Genomic DNA, 3174 nt, shown 5'->3' with positions numbered 1-3174 from the left:
CTTCCCTGGCACTATAAGTGCCCTAAAGGGTTGTTCAAGACTAGAACGTTGATAGGCAGGGTGTGTAAGTGCTGCGAGGCATTGAGCTAACCTGTACTAATTGCCCGTGAGGCTTAACCATACAACACCCAAGGGGTTTTGATGGACTCGATATATACAGACAAACTTGAATGAGTTTAGAGAACGAAAACAGCTTTCCGAATTTTAAGAATTTGCTTGGCGACCATAGCGTTGCGGACCCACCTGATCCCATGCCGAACTCAGAAGTGAAACGCAGTAGCGCCGATGGTAGTGTGGGGTTTCCCCATGTGAGAGTAGGACATCGCCAGGCTCCTATTTATTTTCACTTTTTTAAAAAGTGAAGACAAAAAGTTCGACTTATCTCGCTGAGATGAGTCAACATAGTTTTTTAAGTGATTACTTAGAATATTATGTTGACTTTCAAAGTAGAAAGCGTATTATACGCCTCCTGCTTAGGTGCTAAGGCACTGAAAGCAAAGCTCTTTAACAATTTAGACCTATCAATCTGTGTGGGCACTCGTTGATGATAATCACTAGTTTCGCTTTGTCGAAGCAAAAGATATCAATGAACTGAGTGACCAATACAAGTTCTTAGAACTTGGCACAGTCAATTCATTATCATTCTGTTGGAATGATAATAGCTTTAAAATTACATAGTAGTTTTGAAGTCAGTATTCATTGAGCCGCATCTTAGGATGCAAAAAACTTTAATTGAAGAGTTTGATCATGGCTCAGATTGAACGCTGGCGGCAGGCCTAACACATGCAAGTCGAGCGGTAACAGGAAGTAGCTTGCTACTTCGCTGACGAGCGGCGGACGGGTGAGTAATGCCTAGGAAATTGCCCTGATGTGGGGGATAACCATTGGAAACGATGGCTAATACCGCATAATGCCTTCGGGCCAAAGAGGGGGACCTTCGGGCCTCTCGCGTCAGGATATGCCTAGGTGGGATTAGCTAGTTGGTGAGGTAATGGCTCACCAAGGCGACGATCCCTAGCTGGTCTGAGAGGATGATCAGCCACACTGGAACTGAGACACGGTCCAGACTCCTACGGGAGGCAGCAGTGGGGAATATTGCACAATGGGCGCAAGCCTGATGCAGCCATGCCGCGTGTATGAAGAAGGCCTTCGGGTTGTAAAGTACTTTCAGTCGTGAGGAAGGTGGTGTTGTTAATAGCAGCATCATTTGACGTTAGCGACAGAAGAAGCACCGGCTAACTCCGTGCCAGCAGCCGCGGTAATACGGAGGGTGCGAGCGTTAATCGGAATTACTGGGCGTAAAGCGCATGCAGGTGGTTCGTTAAGTCAGATGTGAAAGCCCGGGGCTCAACCTCGGAACTGCATTTGAAACTGGCGGACTAGAGTACTGTAGAGGGGGGTAGAATTTCAGGTGTAGCGGTGAAATGCGTAGAGATCTGAAGGAATACCAGTGGCGAAGGCGGCCCCCTGGACAGATACTGACACTCAGATGCGAAAGCGTGGGGAGCAAACAGGATTAGATACCCTGGTAGTCCACGCCGTAAACGATGTCTACTTGGAGGTTGTGGCCTTGAGCCGTGGCTTTCGGAGCTAACGCGTTAAGTAGACCGCCTGGGGAGTACGGTCGCAAGATTAAAACTCAAATGAATTGACGGGGGCCCGCACAAGCGGTGGAGCATGTGGTTTAATTCGATGCAACGCGAAGAACCTTACCTACTCTTGACATCCAGAGAAGCCAGCGGAGACGCAGGTGTGCCTTCGGGAACTCTGAGACAGGTGCTGCATGGCTGTCGTCAGCTCGTGTTGTGAAATGTTGGGTTAAGTCCCGCAACGAGCGCAACCCTTATCCTTGTTTGCCAGCGAGTAATGTCGGGAACTCCAGGGAGACTGCCGGTGATAAACCGGAGGAAGGTGGGGACGACGTCAAGTCATCATGGCCCTTACGAGTAGGGCTACACACGTGCTACAATGGCGCATACAGAGGGCAGCAAGCTAGCGATAGTGAGCGAATCCCAAAAAGTGCGTCGTAGTCCGGATTGGAGTCTGCAACTCGACTCCATGAAGTCGGAATCGCTAGTAATCGTAGATCAGAATGCTACGGTGAATACGTTCCCGGGCCTTGTACACACCGCCCGTCACACCATGGGAGTGGGCTGCAAAAGAAGTGGGTAGTTTAACCTTTCGGGGAGGACGCTCACCACTTTGTGGTTCATGACTGGGGTGAAGTCGTAACAAGGTAGCCCTAGGGGAACCTGGGGCTGGATCACCTCCTTATATACGAAGATTTTCACGATGAGTACCCACACAGATTGATTAGGTTTATTTTAGAGTAAAAAAGGATTTTACTTTACCAGATGGGGCTATAGCTCAGCTGGGAGAGCGCTTCGCTGGCAGCGAAGAGGTCTGCGGTTCGATCCCGCATAGCTCCACCATCTTTAAGTACATTCCTTTATTTAGTGTCCTTAGAAATGGTTACATTATCTTTAGATAATGAAATACATGCTCTTTAACAATTTGGAAAGCTGACTGATTAGCTTAATTATTTTTACTTTTAAAAAGTAAAACAAAACGGCYCAGGCTGTAATTAAGTTAATCAAATTTAAAAGTTCTCAATGTTTATCTTTTCTTAGTTAATAAGAACGAGATAAACACACAAACACATTCAAGTGTCTTGGCTTTTTGTTTTTCCTTTTCAAAAAAGGAAAATAAAAAGTATCGACTTTTTTGCTTCTGCTTTTTTCTAAAAAGCGGAGACAGAAAAGCATTGAGTCCGGCAAACAGTTATCAAGAATTAACCCTTCTTGATGACAACCAAAAACCTTGGTTGCTTTTTGTCTTCACTTTTCAAAAGTGAAAGCAAATTTGTGCCATACATAAGACCCTTTCGGGTTGTATGGTTAAGTGACTAAGCGTACACGGTGGATGCCTTGGCAGTCAGAGGCGATGAAGGACGTATTAACTTGCGATAAGCCCAGATTAGACAGTAAAAGTCTTTTGAGTCTGGGATTTCCGAATGGGGAAACCCACTAGCATAAGCTAGTATCGTTACGTGAATACATAGCGTAACGAGGCGAACTCGGGGAACTGAAACATCTAAGTACCCGAAGGAAGAGAAATCAACCGAGATTCCGAAAGTAGCGGCGAGCGAAATTGGATTAGCCCTTAAGCTTTTAA

At 46.3% G+C, this 3174-nt stretch carries 1 tRNA gene and 4 rRNA genes; all 5 read left to right on the top strand.

Annotated features, from left to right (window positions below):
• Positions 1-121 (top strand): 23S ribosomal RNA (locus L4C39_RS00560); the annotation flags it as partial.
• Between the two features lie 94 nt (positions 122-215).
• A 5S ribosomal RNA gene (gene rrf, locus L4C39_RS00555) occupies positions 216-331 on the top strand.
• A 398-nt stretch (positions 332-729) separates the two neighbouring features.
• Positions 730-2274: ribosomal RNA gene (locus tag L4C39_RS00550) — 16S ribosomal RNA — on the top strand.
• 82 nt (positions 2275-2356) lie between these two features.
• Positions 2357-2432, top strand: a tRNA-Ala gene (locus L4C39_RS00545).
• A gap of 463 nt (positions 2433-2895) precedes the next feature.
• Positions 2896-3174, top strand: a 23S ribosomal RNA gene (locus L4C39_RS00540); the annotation flags it as partial.

The sequence above is a fragment of the Vibrio clamense genome (assembly GCF_050337905.1).
GTDB classification, from domain to species: domain Bacteria; phylum Pseudomonadota; class Gammaproteobacteria; order Enterobacterales; family Vibrionaceae; genus Vibrio; species Vibrio cortegadensis.
Note: the sequence above shows the minus strand (reverse complement) of the source record. Positions and strands in the feature narration are given on the sequence as shown.